5 protein-coding genes and 1 pseudogene are annotated in these 17,695 nt (G+C 73.2%); 1 reads left to right on the top strand and 5 read right to left on the bottom strand.

The features are described 5' to 3' along the window. Positions 1-79: 79 nt before the first annotated feature. Together OG617_RS28840 and OG617_RS28835 are read right to left on the bottom strand one after the other, a co-directional pair. Complete coding sequence (locus OG617_RS28840; RefSeq protein ID WP_405096071.1) at positions 80-3,121, bottom strand: discoidin domain-containing protein; 3,042 nt, start codon at positions 3,119-3,121, stop codon at positions 80-82. Between the two features lie 175 nt (positions 3,122-3,296). Continuing rightward, positions 3,297-4,703 (bottom strand): DUF1996 domain-containing protein, encoded by a 1,407-nt coding sequence (locus OG617_RS28835; RefSeq protein ID WP_405096070.1) that lies wholly within the window; start codon positions 4,701-4,703, stop codon positions 3,297-3,299. 828 nt (positions 4,704-5,531) lie between these two features. Here OG617_RS28835 and OG617_RS28830 point away from each other — a divergent pair. After that, a pseudogene (locus tag OG617_RS28830) lies at positions 5,532-5,732 on the top strand (DUF427 domain-containing protein); the annotation flags it as partial. Between the two features lie 75 nt (positions 5,733-5,807). Here OG617_RS28830 and OG617_RS28825 read toward each other — a convergent pair. The 3 genes from OG617_RS28825 to OG617_RS28815 all read right to left on the bottom strand — a co-directional run bounded on the left by OG617_RS28825 (position 5,808) and on the right by OG617_RS28815 (position 17,530). Next, positions 5,808-7,295 carry a hypothetical protein gene (locus OG617_RS28825; RefSeq protein WP_405096069.1) on the bottom strand — a complete coding sequence of 496 codons (1,488 nt, stop codon included), beginning with the start codon at positions 7,293-7,295 and terminating at the stop codon, positions 5,808-5,810. A gap of 3 nt (positions 7,296-7,298) precedes the next feature. Beyond that, positions 7,299-7,739 (bottom strand): hypothetical protein, encoded by a 441-nt coding sequence (locus OG617_RS28820; protein WP_405096068.1) that lies wholly within the window; start codon positions 7,737-7,739, stop codon positions 7,299-7,301. Between the two features lie 65 nt (positions 7,740-7,804). Then, on the bottom strand, positions 7,805-17,530 hold the full coding sequence (locus OG617_RS28815; protein ID WP_405096067.1) for a pre-peptidase C-terminal domain-containing protein: 9,726 nt from the start codon (positions 17,528-17,530) through the stop codon (positions 7,805-7,807). Positions 17,531-17,695 lie beyond the last annotated feature (165 nt).

The raw sequence follows: 17,695 nt of genomic DNA, 5'->3' as shown, positions 1-17,695 counted from the left end.
GCCGTCGCCACCGCAGGAGCGGCGGTACCGCGCCGGTGGGTCACGGGCGCCACGGGGGCGGCCGTGACCCACGGCGAGGTCACCTGCGGTAGACGCCGAACTCCCAGAGGGAGTAGCCGTAGTCGGTGGCCTTCCTGGTGCCGTTGACCCGCACGTACCGGCCGGTGCCGGAGAGGTCCAGGCCGTCGAAGCCCCCGTCGCCACCCGTGGTCGAGTAGATCGTCGTCCAGGTGTTCCCGTCGTTGGACACCTCGACCGAGTAGGCGGTGGCGTACGCCGCCTCCCAGGCGAGCTGGACGTGGTCGAAGGACTGCACCGAGCCCAGGTCGACCCGGAGCCAGGCGGTGCCGACCCACTCGCTGGCCCACCGGGTGCCGTGGTCGCCGTCGACCGCGTACCCGGGCAGCTGCGGGCCGTTGGCGCCGGTGGGCTGGTACGAGGAGGCGGTGACCGCCCTGCCCCGGGCCAGGTTGGTGCCCGGGACGGTCGGCGGCACGACCTTGAAGGAGCGCTGCTCGATGCCGACGTTGCCGTGCCCGTCGAAGGCGTACACGTAGACCTTCCACACCCCGAGCCGCTCGGGGGCCCGCACCGTGAACCGGCCGTTCCCGGTCTGGGTGAACGTCAGGTTGGTCAGCCCCCGGTTTCCGGTGATGTGCTTGTCGCTGGCCATCAGGTTGTAGCGGACCAGGTCGCCCTGCGGGTCCCCGGCGGTCACGTCGACGGTGAAGGTGCCGCCGGCCGGCACGGCGGTCTGCGGGCTGACCGACATGGCGGTGATCTCCGGCGGGGTGTTCGCCGCCGCCTGCCCGGTGTACGCCTGGCGCAGCGCGTGGTAGCCGAGCCGCCGCCAACCGCCGGTGGTGGAGTTGAGCCACACCCCGCCGAAGTCGTTCTCCAGGCCGTAGTGGAACTCGGTGGCCCCGAGCGCCACGCCGGGATGACCCTTGACGGCGTTCCAACTCGCCGTGTAGCCGGCCCGCTTCGCCAGGTCGGCCGGCTCGTCGGGCACCCCGTTGACGTCGTTGGGCACCTCCCACTCGCCGTTCGGACCACCCTCGGTGAGCAGGTACGGCTTGGTGTGGCCGCCCGCGATCCAGTCCGACTTCACGGTGCCGATCGCGCCGTAGGAGTTGACCGCCAGCAGGTCCAGCGCGGGCGAGTACCGCTGGTAGTACGTCCACGCGTGGGTGTAGGCGTCGGTGGAGGTGACCGGGTGGAACGGGTCGGCGGCGTGGACGGCCTGGGCCACCTCGTTGACGAACTGCGCGTACGCCACCCGCCGGGCCTCGACCACGTCGGCCGGGAGGCCGTGGTCCTGCATGGTCAGGATGACCTCGTTGCCGACGTCCCACATCAGCACGCCCTGCCGGTTCTTCAGCGCGTTGACCCGGGCGACGATCTCGGCCTTGACGGTGTTCTTGTAGGCGGTGTCGTTGACGTAGTCGGCGCCCTGGTTGAGCCAGTGCCCGACGACGACCTTGATGCCCTGCTGGGCCGCCCGGTCGAGCAGGGCCGGGGTGTGGGTGTCGTCCACGCCCCAGATCCGGATCGTGTTGACGCCCATGTTCCGCAGGTCCCGCATATACCCGTCGGCGGCGGCCTGCGGCGGCCCGTAGGTCATCCCCCGCACCTCGTACGGGGCGCCGTTGACCTGGAGCTGCCAGTTGCCCTGGGTGCCGGTCACCCGCACCGTGCTCGGCCCAGCCGGGGTGGGCGGGTCGGTCATCGCGGCGGGGACCGTGCCGGCGGCCCGGGACACGGTCACCGAGTCGACGCTGAGCACCCCGCCCGAGGTGGTCGCCGGGGTGGGGGTGCTCCGGCCGGCGATCGCGTTGGGCAGCGAGCCGCCGACGGCCAGGTCCAGCCGGAGGAAGAAGCCGTGGTGCACGGCCGCGTTCCAGGCGGCGACGCCGACCTGCGACTCGCGTACCACCCAGGTCTGTCGCCCGTCGAGGTAGAAGCGGATCTCCTCGTCGGTCCTGGTCCGGTCGATGACCTGGGTGTACTCGTGGTAGCCGGTCCGGCAGCCGGCGCAGGTGGCCAGCCCGCTGGAGCGGCCGGTGTACTCGGCGCACACCCCGTCGGGCGCGGTGCCGCAGTGCAGCGTCTGGGCGAGCTGACCGCGGCCGTTGACGTCGGTCATGATGTCGGTCTCGCCGACCCCAGGCCAGTTGGTGAAGTTGCCCCGGAAGGCGGCGCCGGTGGCGCGGAACCCGGGCCAGTACCCGAGGCCGTCGGCCACGTCGGGCTGCCGGAGCACGGCGGTGAACCGCAACTGCTCGCCGGCGCGCGGCTCGAAGTCAGCCCGCTGGGTCTCCAGCCGGCCCGACGTCCAGGCGCCGGCGGCGTCCCGGATCGCCCGGATGCTCAGCCGGCCGGCACCGTCGAGCTGGACGTTCGCGGTCGACGCGGTCGCCGTCTCCACCTCGCCGGTGCCCCAGTTCGCCGCGCCGCCCGGGTAGGAGGTGCCGGTGCGCAGCAGCCAGTTCGCCGCCGACGGCGAGGTGCCGGCGGGGCCGGTGAAGTCGTCGGTCCAGACGGTCTGCCAGTTGCCAGGGGCCGGCGTCGGGCTGGTGGGCGGGGGTGTGGTCGGGCCACCGAGCGAGCCGTAGACCTTGAACTCGTACAGGGAGTAGCCGTAGCCGCTGGCCCGCGCGGTGCCGTACATCCGCACGTACCGCCCGCTGCCGGCGACGGCGATCGTCTCGGTGCCCCCGGCCCCGGTGGTCGTGCCGTGCACGGTGGTCCAGGTGCTGCCGTCGGCCGAGGTCTGGATCTGGTACGCCCGCGCGTACGCGCCCTCCCACTGGAGGACGACCTGGCTGATGGTGGCGGTTCCGCCGAGGTCGACACGCAGCCACTGGGGGTCACTGAACTGGCTGGACCAGCGGGTGCCGGCGTTGCCGTCGACCGCGTTGGCCGCGCCGACGTCGGCCCCCTCCTGGGAGGACGCGGTGGCCGGCCGGCCCTGCGACAGCAAGGTGTCGGCGGCGTGCGCGCCGGGTTGGGCGACGAGGAGGTACGCCGCCACCAGCGCGACGACGGCGACGACGAGCAGTACGGGCCGGTGCCGCGACGATGGTCGGCGGCGGCGGGGAACGGGAGGGTGAACGGTCATGGGCCTGCCTGTCGGAGAGGGGACGCCGACGCGGGGACGGCGGCGGATGGCGGCGGATGGCGGCGGTGTTGGTGGTGTTTGGTGTGGTGGTGGTCGCGGCCGGCGGGACCGGCGTGGGCGTCCGGGCCGATGACCGGGGGGCGGGTCACGCCCCCCGGTCACCGCACGGTGTCGGTCAGGGCAGCTCGTAGTTGGCGTTGAGCGCCGCGCCGCGCTCGGGCTTGTACAGGTCGAAGCCGCGCGGGTCGCACTGGAGCCCGCCGTTGACGCAGTGGGTCACCAGCGCGTTGAGCGTCGGGGCGTCCCAGGCGTTGTAGAAGTCGTAGTGGAAGGAGTAGCCCCGGCCGCTGGCCAGCCGGACCCCGGACATGTCACCGCTGACCGGGAAGGCCATCTTGAACTCGATCATCGGCACGGCCACCGGGTGGCTGGCCGGACAGACGCCGACGGTCGGGTACGCCATGTGGCTCTTGTGGTCAGGCGTGTCCAGGTACCGGCCGTCCCAGCAGCTCGGCGCCTGGTAACGGATGTTGAGCTGGCTGCCGGCCGGGCAGGACGCCGGGAAGTCCCAGTTGCGGACGCTGTCGCCGCACTCCCAGCCCTCGACCGCGCCCGGGGCGTTGCGGAACTCCTCCAACGTGGTGGCGGGGCTGCCGACGACGTACCGCAGGCCGGGCGGCGAGGGGCGGACGCTGCGGTAGTCGATGACGCCGCTCTTGTAGTAGATGACCTGCCGGCCCACCGGCTGGATGGCGGTGTCGCCCCGGTACAGGGTCGGCATCCAGTAGCCCGTCTTGTCCCCGGGCGTGATGCAGGAGGTGCCGCCGGCCCGGAGGGAGGCCAGCGTGGTGTTGGCGTTCGTGGTGGTGTTTCCCATGAACGTGTGCGAGTGCGAGGCGCCCGGCAGGTTCGGGAAGACGATCGGGTCGTCGGGCAGGTTCGACCGGCTCACCGAGCAGTTCGCCTGGAACTCGTGGTGGGTGGTCGGCGGGTTGGTGGGCGGCGGGGTCGCCGTGGACGGGACCACGCCGGTGACCGGCGGGTCGGCCGGCACGTAGCCGGGTCCGCCGGTGGGCGGCGGGGTGGTCCCGACGGAGCCGTAGACCTTGAACTCGTACAGCGAGTAGCCGTAGCCGGTGCCACGCTGGGTGCCGTACAGCCGGACGTACCGGCCGCTGCCCGTGACGGCGACGCTCTCGGTGCCGCCGGCGCCGGTGGTGCTGCTGTGGACGGTGGTCCAGGTGGCGCCGTCGGCGGAGGTCTGGATCTGGTACGCCCTGGCGTAGGCGTACTCCCACTGCAGGACCACCCGGCTGACGGTGGCGGTGGCGCCCAGGTCGACGCGGAGCCACTGCGGATCGGCCCACTGGCTGCCCCAGCGGGTGTCGGGCCGCCCGTCCACGGCGGCTGCGGCGGGTGCCTCGCCGTTCTCCACCGACGATGCCAGCGTCGGCCGCCCCTGGGACAGCAGGGTCTCCGCGGCCTGCGCCGTCGGGACACCCGCCACCAGCAGCGATGCCGCCAGCGCCAGGGCAGCGACCGGCGCGATGGTTCTCCTGAGCCGTGGTCTGTCGGTCTTCATGATGACCTCTCCAGGGGTAGGACGACTGCGCTCCGGCTGTCTCGCCGGCCGGTGGGCCCGCTCGTGCCGCACCTGGCCCGGGGCAGGATCGCCGCCGGGCCACACGCTCGGAGAGCGCTCTCCAAGTGTTACGCCGAAATTTCACGTACGTCAATACGACCGGCCCTCGAAGGTCGGTGGACGCACCCGAACCGGACGGTGGGCGGTCCCGCGAACGTGGACCTCACCCGCCTGGTCCCGTCGGACATCCCGCCGAGGTACCAGCCAGGTAATGCCACCCCGTCCCTTTGCTCTGCTGCCGCCACCGCAACACCCGCAACACCGGCAACGCCGTGCACCGTGCACCGCAGCACCGGCACCGGCACCGGCACCGGCATCGCGCAGCCGCTTCGCGTCGGGGGCCGGCACGAGAGGTCGGCAGAACCGTCACGCTCCGCGAGCGTTGCACCGGGGGCAGCAGAGCAAAGGGGGCGATGCGGTGTTGCCCACCGGTCGGCGACGACGTCAGCGTCGGCGTTCCCGCCCCCGCCCCGCCCCTGGGGTGGGACTTCACGATCGTTTTGCTGTTTTGGAGAACTCGCCCGGCGTGTCGTCTCACAAACAAGCAGACGATCACGACAGGCGGCCGTGCACCCCGACGCCACCGCGAACATCGTCGCCACCAAGGTGTGACTGTGTCGATGACTCCGACGCAGGCCCTAAACCAACCCACCCGCCCCGCCCACCCCACCCCATTCTGCGCGATCTTGCAGTTATGGCCCGGGCAAAGAGGGTGAAACGCCCTTGTAGGGGGCCGTAAGTGCAAGATCGGCGCATCGAGAGTGGACCGCCTGCCCGTACAAGGGACGCACCACCGGCTACTGGTCGGTGCGGACCGACGCGGCTGTGCACCCGGACCTGGCCTGGTCCTACGGCTTCCCGACCGGCGTTCTGGGTCCCGTCGCCGGGCTGATCGCCTTCTACAACGAGCACGTCGACCTCGTCATGGACGGCCGGCGGCTGGACCTGCCGAGGACGGCGTTCTCCTGAGCCACCACCCGGTCGGCGCGGACCGGAGGAGCCGGGACCGGAGGGTCGCCGGAGGGTCGCCGGAGGGGCCCGGGCTCAGCCGGCCAGCTCGGCGAGCGGGAACGCCCGGTGCCGGCGGGGCGGGATCAGGAAGTTCTGCCGGCGGGTGCAGGTCAGGAAGCGTTCCAGGCCGTTGTCCTGCTCGGTCACCCGGTGCTTGCGCGCCAGGTCCACCGACGCCTGGCTGCGCCGCATCCGGGCGAAGAAATCGGCGGTCGGCACGAACACGCTGAAGTGCAGCTTCGGCTGGCTGCTGCCGTCGGGCACGTCCAGGGCGTCGAAGCCGGGGCCATCGACCCGCAGGTGCATCGGGGTGCCGTCGGCCGCCCGGGAGCTGCGCTGGAGGGTGGACAGGTGCCCCATCCGGCGCTCGCCCCGGGGCAGGCCAACGCCCCGGGCGGTGCGCTCGGCGTAGTCCGGGCCCCGGTTGTCGGCGGGCAGGAAGGACGGCCCGCCGCCGTCGGTGAGCTGGTCGGCGTTGCCGGGATGCACCGGCGGGGCGTGGAACATGTACTGCACCCGCTTGGTGAAGTTGCCGTTGTCGCTGGGCGGGGTGTCCGGCGAGGCCATGTCGTAGAACTGGAGCATGTCGAGGATGACGTGCGACAGGTGCTGGATGCCGCCGGTGTCCAGGTAGTCGCCGGGGTGGGCGGTGGTCAGCCGGGCCGAGGGGTGGCCGGCGAAGGTGCAGATCGCCGGCGGGCCGGAGGCGTTGGACTGCTGGTCGGAGAAGCCCATCCACATCGGCGAGTCGGGCTGGATGAACCGGGCGTACGGCAGCCGGTTCTGCTCGGCCACCGAGCGGGGCAGGCCGGCCTGGGTGAACATGTGCCGGCTGGAGGTGACGGTGAGCAGCCCGGCGAAGGCCGGCGGGGGCGTGGGCCGGCCGGCCAGCGTGCCGCTGCCGTCGAACCAGGCCAGCACGTCCTGGATGACCGTGGCCCGGTCACTGCGGAAGGTGAACAGCAGGTCGTTCTGCTCGATGCGGACCGGCACGGTGAACCGCCGCTTGGCGACCCCCGGGTTGTCCGGGTGGATGTCGGTCGGCCCCGGCTCCGCCTCCTCCAGCACCGACCGGGACGGGTCGGCCAGCAGCCGGGGCAGGTGCGCGCCGACCAGGTCGCCTGCCAGGCCGCCCGGAAGCCGCCGGAAGTACGGCAGGCCGTAGGAGACGAAGGTCATCAGGCCGGCCGCGCCGAACGGGTACCGGGATTCCAGGGCGGCGAGCACCCGGGCCAGTTCCCGCTGGTCGTCGAGGCCGGGGCCACGCGACAGCGCGGCGGTCAGGTAGACGGTGTGCACCGGCGGCATGACGAACGGCCCGCCGGTGGGCGAGGTCTGCTCCGGCGCGCTGTACCGGGCGACGTCGAACTGGATGTCGGGCAGCCCCTGCGTCGGGTCGGGCGCGGCCGGGCGGTCCGGGGTGCGGGCGCCGGCCGAGCAGGCCGCCAACGCGGACGCGGCCATGGCCAGAGCGCCGCCGGCCAGCACCGTCCGGCGGTGCAGCCGGGGTTGGTCGCCCATGCCTCAGCTCGACCGGTCGAGCGCGGCGCGCAGCGCCCCGCCGAGTTCCTCGTCGCCGGGCGCGGTCAGCCGAACCGCCTGCCCGGTCAGCCCGACGAAGCCCTCCCGGGCGCCGCCGTTGCGGGTCGGGCTCACCAGCACCGTCGCGCCGTCCTGCTCGACGTCGACGTGCCGGGCGCCCTTGGCGTACGTGGCCCAGGAACGCAGGCCGAGCGCGTCGAGGGCCGGTGCGAACGGCGAGGGCCCGCCCCGCAGGTCGGGGGTGGGCACGCCGGTGCGCGAGGCGTCGAGCATCCGGCGCACCGCCGCGCCCAGCAGGGCGTCGGCCGGCTCGTCGAGGAGCTCAAAGGCCCCGTTGGCGATCCACAGGCCGTCGCCGGTCAGCGAGGAGGAGTGCGCGACGTACCGACCTCTGCGCAGGTCGAGTGCGGCGAGTCTGGTCATCGGTGTCCTCGGTGGGGAGGGGGACGCCCCAGGGTACCTTCGGGACGTCCCCGCCGGGGGCCCGGTTATCTCATCGGGATGACCCGCACGGTCACCCCCTTCTGGGCGCCGTACTGGACTATCTGGTTGAGCGCGTTCTGCTGGGCGGTGGTGGCCGCGCCGCGTTGGACGGCGATCTCCAGTTCCCGGACGGCGACCTGGCCCGGTTTGATGGTGACGCCGTCCCAGGTGACCGGGTTGCTCTTGGCGAAGCCGGCCGCCTTGTCGACGTAGCCCTGCAACCGGCTGGTGAGCTGGCCGGCGGTCTGGTACGACTTCGCGGTCAGGTCGACGCTCTTGATGCTGGTGGCGGTGCCGTTGGCGAACCGGTCGATGGTCGGGAAGCTGCGCGGCAGGTTGCCGCCGAGCTTCGCCTCGATGGCCAGGCCGCGCTCGAACTGGTTGAGCTTCCACACCGAACTTCCGGCCTTCAGGTACGCCCCGAGGCCGCCGCTGACCGCGCCCAGCGCGCCGCCGATCGCGAAGTCCTTCAGGGCGTCACCCATGCTGTACTTGCGGCCGGTCAGCGCCGCGAGGCCCGCCCCGATGCCGACCGAGGAGGCGCCGCCGATCAGCGCCCCGATCAGGATCGGCACGCAGATCGGGCAGTCGCCGTTGGGGTCGGACAGGTTGACCGGGTCGTTGAGGGCGTACGTGTACAGGTTGGCGCTGCCGCCGCCGAAGCCCGCCGGGTCCTGACTGAGGAACCGGCCCGTCTCGGGGCTGTACCAGCGGGCCCGGTGGTAGTTCAGCCCGGTGGCGGCGTCGCGTTCCCGGCCGGTGAACTGCTGGGTGTTGCCGCTGGCGGCGCCGCTGGCGGTGACCGCGCCGAACGGGTCGTAGGCGTACCGGGTGGTCAGGGTGCCCGCGGAGTCGGCCAGGCCGAGCACGCTGCCGAGCGCGTCGGTGATCGGCACCCGGGGGCCGGCGGCGTCGGTGCGGACCAGCGTCTGGTCGAGCCCGGCGGTGAGCCGGTCGGCGGCCGTCGCGCCGGTCTGCTCGCGGACCAGGTTCGGGCCGTCGTAGAGGAAGCCGGTGGTGGCCCCGCCGGCGGCGCGGCTGGCGAGCCGCCCGGCACCGTCGTAGCCGTACGCGGTGGTCAGGCCCGGCCCGGTGACCCCGGTCAGCTCCCCCCGGGCGTTCCAGGTGTAGCCGAGCACGCCGTCGCCGGTCAGGTTGCCCTCGTCGTCGTAGCTGAACGTCCGGTCGCCGCGGCTGGTCAGCCGGTTGGCGGCGTCGTAGCTGGCCGGCGGGCTGGTGCTCGGGACGGTGACCTGGGCGAGGCTGCCGGTCAGGTCCCGCACCCGCCCGGCGCCGTCGTAGGAGTAGCCGAGGTGGCCGATCGGCACCCCGCCGGTGCTCTCGTAGAACATCCCGGTGAGCTGGGAGGCGGCGTCGTAGGTGTACTTCGTGGTGACGCCGGCCTGCTCGACCCGGTCGGTGCGGCCGGCGGCGTCCCGGTGCCAGGTGGCGGTGGTGCCGCCCTGGGTGATCTGCTCGATCAGGCCGGTCTGGTCGTAGTCGTAGGCGACCGCCGGCTGGCCGGGCACGGTCATTCCGGAGCGCCGGCCGGCGGCGTCGTAGGTGTAGCCGACGGTGCCGGTGGGGCTGGCCACGCTGACCACCTGGTCGAGGTCGTTCCAGCCGAGGGTGAGCAGCCCGCCGGCCGAGTCGTTGATGGTGGTGAGCCGGTCCAGGGTGTCGTAGCCGAACTGCTTGGTGCTCTCGTAGCTCGGTCCGGCGGTCTTGCCGTACCCGATGAAGGTGGTGCGGCCGAGGACGTCGTAGCCGGTGACGGTGGTCTTGCCGCGCCGGTCAGTGGCGGAGACGACCCGGCCGAGCACGTCGTACGTCTGCTGGGCCTGCTCGCCGAGCGGGTCGGTGACGGTGATCGGGCGGTCGGAGCTGTCGTAGGCGACGGTGGTGCTGTTGCCCCGGGCGTCGGTGACCTTCGTCAGGTTGCCGTTGCCGTCGTACTCGAAGGCGGTGGCCCGGCCGAGGCCGTCGATGCTGGTGAGGACCTGGTTGTCCGGGTCGTAGCGGACGTGTTCCAGCACCCCCCTCGGGTCGGTGACCGCCACCGGGCGGCCGACGGCGTCGACGAAGCTGCGGGTGGTCCGGCCCACCGGGTCGGTCACCGCGACGAGGTCGCCCTGCTCGTAGGTGTAGTGGGTGGTGTTGCCGAGCGGGTCGGTGAACGAGGTGACCTGGCCGGCGGTGTTGTAGGCGTAGCGGCGGGTGCGGCCGGCGGCGTCGGTCGCCGCCGTGAGGTTGCCGGTGTCGTCGTACCCCATCCGGGTGGTCCGGCCCTGGTCGTCGGTGACCGAGGTGAGCTGCCGGTACGGGCCGCCGGAGGTGACCGTGGCGGACTGCGCGGCGGCGGTGCCGGCGAGCGCGGTGAGCGAGGTGAGCTGCCCGTTCGCGCCGTACCCGAGGGTGGTCTGCCGCCCGTACGGGTCGACCAACGCGGTCGGCAGGTGGGTCGCCGGGTCCCGGGCGGTGGTGGAGGTGCGCGCGTGGGCGGTGCCGGCGGCGGTGGTCTCGGCGACCACCCGGTGGTCGCCGTCGAAGCTGGTCTCCCGGACGCTGCCGTCCGGCTCGGTGACGGCCGTCTTAACGACTTTGCCGGCGGTGTCGGTGGTGTACGCGAAGCCGTAGGTGACCCCGCCGGGCATGCTCTGGGCGGCCACCCGCCCGGCCTCGTCGTACGTGTTGGTGAGGTAGGTGACGCCCCGGGCGTCGGTGACCGTGGTCATCCGGTGCGCGGTGTCGTAGGTGTACGTGGTGGTCCGCCCGCCGGGCGAGGTGACCGTGGTCAGCCGGCCGGAGCTGTCGTAGCCGTACTGCACGGCCCGGCCCGCGTTGTCCTGCGCCCGGGTGACCCGGCCGCCGCTGTAGGTGAGCTTGATCCAGCGGCCGTTGGGCGAGGTGACCTGGGTGATGTCGCCGGACTGCCCGCCGGTGGACCGGGTCAGGGTGATCTGGTTGCCGTGCCGGTCCCGGATGGACTGCAACGGGGCGTTCTCGCCGAAGACGTAGACCATGCCGTCGGTGCGGACCAGGTCCCAGCCGTCGCCGTTCCAGGTCATCAGAGCATCCCGGAACGGCCCGGTGGTGTCGACGGTCTTGAACACCGCGTCGGTCCAGCCGGTTCCGGGGCTGATCCGGTCCATGTGGACCTTGCCGCTGTCGGGGAAGACCAGGTCGGCCTCGGTGTACTCCCGCTCGGAGAAGACGAAGATGCCGTAGGTGAAGTTCGCGCCGATCCCGAACTCGCGGTTCTGGGTGTCGTTCTGCCGGTAGGTGCGGGTGACCGAGATCGGCAGCACGTCGTTCACGGTCAGGTCGGTGTGCTCGTCGACGAACAGGCCGCTGGCCAGGTCGACGGGGTCGCCGCCGGAGTCGCCGTCCTCACCGGGCCCGGTGCCGGCGGGGCGCTTGCCGCTGCCGTTGAACATCGCGCCGGTGAACTCCCAGACCCGCACGTCGGGGTCGGGCACGATCTGCCGGCCGTCGGCGGTGACGGTGCCGTGGCCGTAGATGTACCAGCCCGCCTCCGCGCCGGTCACCGCGCACACGGCCGGGGTCTTCGCCGCCTTGGCGGGCTTCTTCGGGTACGACTTCACCGGCGCCCTGGTGCACGGCGCCCGCTCCGGGTCGTAGTCCCAGAAGTCCAGCCGGCTGCCCGGCGCCAGGCCCTGGGTGTTCGGGTAGATGATCTGCGCGCCCTTCGGCAGGATCACCGAACCGCCGGGCTGCACGGTGAAGTAGACCGGGGTGCGCACCCCGGCCGGGAGCGGGAACGGCGGCTGGTCCACCGGCAGCGCGGTGATGGACAGCTCGGTGACCCGCTTGCCGGCCCGGTCGCGGATCACGCTGCCCTTGGGCAGCCGCACCTCGAAGCCGGGGATCGCCGGGGTGGTGATGACCGTCTGCTTGGTGGTGGGCGACGGGAAGCGGACGCTGTTCGCGGTGTCGAGGCGGGTCATCCAGATCGGGTACGACAGCTCGACGGTCTCCCCCGCCCGCAGGTCCACCCCGGTCTCGAAGCGGCCGAAGCCGCGACCGGGGCGGCTGGCCGTCGCGCCGTCGATGACCAGGACGTGGTGGCCGGCGGTGAGCCCGGTGAGCAGGAACCGGCCGGTGGCGTCGGTGCGGGTGCTGCGCCGGCCCACCGCGAGGGTGACGTCGGCGAGCGGGTGGCCGTTGAGCAGCAGGGCCTGCCCGGCGAGCGCGGTCGTCCCCCGCTCGGCGCGCAGGGCCGGCTGGAGGTTGCCGTACGCGCCGGTGCGGTGGCTCTCCCAGTCCTCGCCGGCCAGGTTGAACCGGTCCGGCGTCCAGGTCTCGGTCACGTCGCCGGCCGGGCGGGCGGGGATCTTCGCCGGCGCCTTCCTGGCGGCGGCTGGGGCGGGCAGCCGCACCTCGCCGGTCAGGCCGCCGACGGTGCTGGACGCCGGGTCGACGAAGAGGGTGTAGGTGCCGGCCACCGGCAGGGTGATCGAGGTGAAGGTGCAGGTGCCTCCGCAGTAGACGCTGCTGCCGAGGTTCGTCCCGTCCGGCTTACGGATGACCGCCGTGGCGTTGTACGTGCCGTAGGTGCCGGCGGTGACCGCCACGGTGACCACCTGGCCGGCGGTGCCGGGGAAGGTGAGAGTGGCGTTCTGGCCGGGCACGGCGGTGGTCAGGGTGGCCCCCGGGCCACCCGGGGTGACGGCCGCGGTCGCGTCGGCCGGCACGTCGTAGACGCGCAGGGTCACCGCGCCGGTGTAGGCCGCGTCGGGGTTCAGCAGGATCGTGTACGTCCCGGCGACCGGCAGCGTCGTGACGTCGAAGAAGCACGACGCACCGCAGTAGACGCTGCTGCCGAGGTTCGTCCCGTCCGGCTTACGGATGATCGCCGTCGCGTTGTACGTCCCGTAGGTGCCGGCGCTGCCGAGCACCGAGATCCGCTGCCCGGCGGTGCCGGTGAACGACAGCACCGCGTTCTGGCCGGGGACCGTGGTGGTCAGGGTGACCGCGCTGCCGCCCGGCGTGGTGCCGGCGGTCGCGTCGGCCGGCACGTCGTACATCCGCAGGGAGACCGAGCCGGTGTACATGCCGTCGGGGTTCAGCAGGATCGTGTACGTCCCGGCGACCGGCAGCGTCGTGACGTCGAAGAAGCACGACGCACCGCAGTACGCGCTGCTGCCGAGGTTCGTCCCGTCCGGCTTGCGGATGATCGCCGTCGCGTTGTACGTCCCGTAGGTGCCGGCGCTGCCGAGCACCGAGATCCGCTGCCCGGCGGTGCCGGTGAACGACAGCACCGCGTTCTGGCCGGGGACCGTGGTGGCGACCGGCACGGCCGGGCCGCCGACCGTGGCGCTGGCCGCCGCGTCCGCCGGCACGTCGTAGACCCGCAGGGTCACCGCGCCGGTGTAGGCCGCGTCGGGGTTCAGCAGGATCGTGTACGTCCCGGCCACCGGCAGCGTCGTGACGTCGAAGAAGCACGACGCACCGCAGTACGCGCTGCTGGTCAGGTTCGACCCGTCCGGCTTACGCACGATCGCCGTCGCGTTGTACGTCCCGTACGTGCCGCCGGTCCCCTGCACCACGATCCGCTGACCCGCCGCGCCGGTGAACGACAGCACCGCGTTCTGGCCGGGGATCGTGGTGGTGAGGGTGGCTGCGGACCCGCCCGGGGTGGTGCTGGCGGTGGCGTCGGCCGGCACGTCGTACACCCGGACGGTGAGCGAGCCGGTGTAGGTGGACGCCGGGTCGAGCAGGAGGCTGTACGTGCCGGCGACCGGCAGCACCATCGCGTCGAACAGGCAGGACGCCCCGCAGTACGCGCTGCTGGTCAGGTTCGTGCCGTCCGGCTTGCGCACGATCGCCGTCGCGTTGTACGTCCCGTACGTGCCGCCGGTGGCCTGGACCAGGATCCGCTGCCCGGCCGTGCCGGGGAACGTCACCACGCCGTTCTGCCCGGGGACGCTGGTGGTGACGGTGACCGGTGCGCCGCCCGGGGTGGTGCTGACGGTGGCGTCGACGGGCACGTCGAACACCTGCGCGGTCAGGCTGCCGACGGCCACCCCGACCGGGTCGACCAGCAGTGTGTAGGTGCCGGCCGTGGCCAGCGACACCGAGCTGAACGAGCAGCTCGTCGCGCAGGACGAGGAGCTGGTGACGGCGCTGCCGTTGGGCGCGCGCAGCGTCACGGTCGCGTTGCCCCCGCCGAACGCGCCGGCGGAGAGGCTGACGGTGACGACCTGCCCGGCGGTGCCGGGGAACGACACCACCGCGTTCTGCCCGGGCACGGTGGTGGTCACCGACACCGCCGCGCCGCCCGGGGTGGTGGCCGCCGTGGCGTCGGCGGGCACGTCGTGCACCTTCGCGGTGAGCGCGCCGACGGCGGTGGCCTTCGGGTCGACCAGCAGGGTGTACGTGCCGTCCGCCGGCAGGAGGATGCCGTCCAGGAAGCACGAGGTCCCGCAGGCGGTGTTCGACGCGACCGTGGTGCCGTCGGGGCGGCGCAGCGTCACCGTCGCCTCGGCGGCGCCGAACGTGCCGCCGCTGAGCTGCACCGCGACCCGCTGCCCGGTGGTGCCCGGGAACGACACCACCGCGTTCTGCCCGGGCACGGTGGTGGTCACCGACACCGCCGCGCCGCCCGGGGTGGTGGCCGCCGTGGCGTCGGCGGGCACGTCGTGCACCTTCGCGGTGATGCTGCCGACGACCGTGCCCTTCGGGTCGACGAGGACGGTGTACGTGCCGGCCACGGTCAGCGCCTGGGTGTCGAGGAGGCAGGAGGTCCCGCAGGTCGTGTTGGACACGACCGTGGTGCCGTCGGGGCGGCGCAGCGTCACCGTCGCCTCGGCGGCGCCGAACGTGCCGCCGCTGAGCTGCACCGCGACCCGCTGCCCGGCGGCGGCGGGGAAGGAGACCACCGCGTTCTGGCCGGGCACGGTGGTGGTCACCGACACCGCCGCGCCGCCCGGGGTGGTGTTGGCGACCGCGTCGTTGGGCAGGTCGTAGACCCGGGCGGTGACGGCGCCGAGGGTGGTCCCGGTCGGGTTGACGAACACCGTGTACGTGCCGGTGGCCGGGAGGGTGACCGCGTTGAAGGAGCAGCTCGTGCCGCAGTAGCTCTCGCTGACCACGGTGGAGCCGTCGGGGGCGCGCAGCGTCACGGACGCGTTGTAGGTGCCGAAGGTGCCGTTGGTCAGGGTCACCGAGACTGCCTGCCCGGCGGTGCCGGGGAAGGAGACGACGGCGTTCTGCCCCGGCACGGTGGTGGTCACGGTGACTGCGGCCCCGCCGGGCGTGGCGATCGCCGAGGCGTCCGCGGGCACGGCGTTGACCTGCGCGGTGACCTGCCCGATGTAGGTGCCGTCGGGGTTGAGCAGCAGGGTGTACGTGCCGTCGACCGGCAGCACCACCGTGTCGAAGAAGCACGACGCACCGCAGTACGCGCTGCCGGTCAGGCTCGACCCGTCCGGCTTACGGATCACCCCCGAGGCGTTGTACGTCCCGTACGTCCCGCCGCTGAGCTGCACCGACACCCGCTGCCCGGCCGTGCCGGCGAACGAGACCACCGCGTTCTGCCCCGGCGTCGTGGTGGCCACGGTGACCGCGGCCCCGCCCGGGCTCACGGTCGCCGTGGCGTCCGACGGCACCAGGTGGACCTGCGCCGCGACCTGGCCGACGTAGGCGCCGTCCGGGTTGAGCAGCAGGGTGTACGTGCCGTCGACCGGCAGCACCACCGTGTCGAAGAAGCACGACGCACCGCAGTACGCGCTACCGGTCAGGCTCGACCCGTCCGGCTTACGGATCACCCCCGAGGCGTTGTACGTCCCGTACGTGCCGCCACTGAGCTGCACCGACACCCGCTGCCCGGCCGTGCCGGCGAACGAGACCACCGCGTTCTGCCCGACGACCGTGGCCACGGTGACCGGGGCGGAGCCGGGCGTGGTGCTCGCCGTCGCGTCCGCCGGCACGTCGTGGACCTGCGCGGTGACCGCCCCGACGTAGCTGGTGTCGGGGTTGACCAGGATGGTGTACGTCCCGTCGACCGGCAGGACCGTGGTGTCGAACAGGCAGGAACTGCCGCAGTACGCGCTGCCGGTCAGGCTCGACCCGTCCGGCTTGCGCACCACCGCCGAGGCGTTGTACGTCCCGTACGTGCCGCCGGTGAGCTGGACCAGGACCCGCTGGCCCGCCGTGCCGGGGAACGAGACGACGCTGTTCTGGCCGGGCACCGTCGTGGTGGCGGTGACCTGTGGCCCGCCGGGAGTGGTCGCCACGGCGGCGTCGGCCGGCACGTCGTACACCTGGACGGTGATCGCCCCGGTGGTGGTGGACTGCGGGTCCACCGCGACGGTGTACGTGCCGTCGGTGGGCAGCACGGCGGTGTCGAGGAAGCAGGCGGCGCCGCAGGATCCGTTGGAGGTGACGGTGCCGCCGCCCGGCTTGCGCAGCGTGACGGCGGCGTTGTAGGTGCCGTACGTGCCGCCGCTGAGCTTGACCGAGACGCGCTGGCCGGTGCTGCCGGCGAAGGTGACGGCGGCGTTCTGGCCGGGCACGGTGGTGGTGACGGTGACCGGGTTCCCGCCCGGCGTGGTGGCCGCCGCCGCGTCGGCGGGCACCTCCCGCACGGTCGCGGAGACCGCGCCGGTGGCCGTGCTCGACGCGGCCAGCAGCAGCGTGTACGTGCCCGCCGTGCGGGCCGTCACCGTGTCGAGGAAGCCGGTGGCGCCCACGCAGCCGGACGACGCAGCGGTGCGCCCGAACGGGTCGAGGACCTTCGCGGTGGAGATGCCGCAGGAGCCGAAGGTCCCGTCGGCGAACTGCACGCTCGCCCGCTGCCCCTCGGTCAGGTCGAACACGACCAGCGCGACGTCGCCCGCGCTCGGGATCGACACGGATCCGGTGCCGCCGAGCGCGACCCGGGAGGTGTGCACCACGTCGGCGACGGTGTACGGGGCCGGGGCGACGAAGACGTCGGCGGCGCCGTCGCCGCTGCCGTGCCGGGTGCGGACCCCGATCCGGCCGGAGCCGGCGCCGGTGGGCACCTGGACGGTCAGGCTGCCGGCGGCGACCGCCGAGGGGAAGGCCCGGGTGCGGTTGAGGGTGACGGCGTTGTCGGCCGCCTCGGCGGCGAAGCCGGTGCCGGTGACGGTGACCGTGCCGCCGGGGGCGACGACGGCCGGGGAGACGGCGGTGACGGTCGGCGCGGACTCGTCCGGCCCGACGACCACGAAGGACTGCGGGCTGCTCGCGGTGGCCCCGCCGACGGTGACGGTGACCAGGCCGGTGGTCGCCCCGGCGGGGACCCGGGCGACCAGCCGCCGGCTGGCGGCCGAGGTGACCGTGGCCGGGACGCCGTTGAACGCGACGGTGTTCTCGGCCGGCACGGTGGAGAAGCAGCCGCCCTCCAGAGTGACCTCGGCGCCGACTGCCGCCCGGGCCGGCACCACCGACAGCAGGGCGAGGGCGGGGCTGCCCTCGCCGGTGACGGAGGCGATGTTGCCCGCCGCGTCGTACCGGTACCGGGCGGTCCGGCCGGCCTGGTCCTGGACGCCGGCCAACTGCCCGGCGGCGTCGTAGGCGTAGCCGACCGAGTCGCAGGAGACCGAGGCCGGGACCATGTCCGGCAGGTCCGCCCGCACGGCGAGCGCCGGCAGCAGGACGAGTGCGGCGAGGGCCGCGCCGAACCGCAGTCGGGCACCGGCCCAGACCCTCGATCGGATGGTGCGCGGGCCGAGCGGTCCCGACATGCTGCCTCCCAGGACGGTACGTTCTGGGAGGCAACGTAGGCGGTTTCCATCAACGGGAATAGATCGCCAGGTGGACGGGAGGTCGGCCCGTCGAGATCACCCACGGTGACCGCGCCGCCTACCGGCCGAAACGGTCGTGGCGGGCGTGGCAGTGTCGGCTATCGG

The sequence above is a fragment of the Micromonospora sp. NBC_01412 genome, assembly GCF_045040215.1.
Classification (GTDB): domain Bacteria; phylum Actinomycetota; class Actinomycetes; order Mycobacteriales; family Micromonosporaceae; genus Micromonospora; species Micromonospora rubida.
Note: the sequence above shows the minus strand (reverse complement) of the source record. Positions and strands in the feature narration are given on the sequence as shown.